At 70.4% G+C, this 635-nt stretch carries 1 protein-coding gene; it reads right to left on the bottom strand.

The genetic code is table 11. The annotated features are described in order from the left end of the window. A partial coding sequence (locus tag A5706_RS29870) for a VWA domain-containing protein (protein WP_231985470.1) occupies window positions 1–635 on the bottom strand: 635 nt, incomplete at both ends.

Here is a 635-nt window from a genome sequence, read left to right as displayed (position 1 = left end):
CCGCGCCGCGGTGAACGCGCCCTGCGGCGCGTTGGGGTCCAGCGGCACGTTTTCGGCCCCGTCGGATTCCAGCACGATGCGCGCCGGTGGCGGCCCTTCGCCGCCGCCCATCACCGAGCCGACCGTGGCGATCGCCTGCAGCGCCGTGAAGATGCCCTCCCCCGTCGCGGTTTTCGGCGCCGGCTTCAACCCGTCGATCGCCGCCTTCACCGCGGCCCGGTTTGTCGTCGGCGACACAAGCAACGAGGCGTTGGCAGCGAATTCCACCAGGCCCAGGTTGATGGCCGGCGTCAGCTGGCTGGCGAACTGGCTGGCCGCCTGCTCGGCCGCCTTGAGCCGGTTGGGTTCGACGTCGGTCGCGCGCATCGAGTTCGACATGTCGATGATCAGCACGACGCAGGCGCGGTTGCGCGGGATGCGCATGTCATGCGTAGGCGTGGCCAGGGCGACGGTCAACAGGAACAGCGACAGCAGCGCAACCGCGACGGGAACGTGTCGCCACCACGACTGGGGCACCTCGGCCTCGGTGAAGCGGCGCAGCCGCTGCCGGCGCCGGGCCTGCACCACGACATAGACGGCAAGCAACGCCAGCGGGATCAGACCGAAGAGCAGCAGGCCCGGGCGCTGGAATCCGT

Source organism: Mycobacterium sp. E796, assembly GCF_001672815.1.
GTDB lineage: Bacteria > Actinomycetota > Actinomycetes > Mycobacteriales > Mycobacteriaceae > Mycobacterium.
Note: the sequence above shows the minus strand (reverse complement) of the source record. Positions and strands in the feature narration are given on the sequence as shown.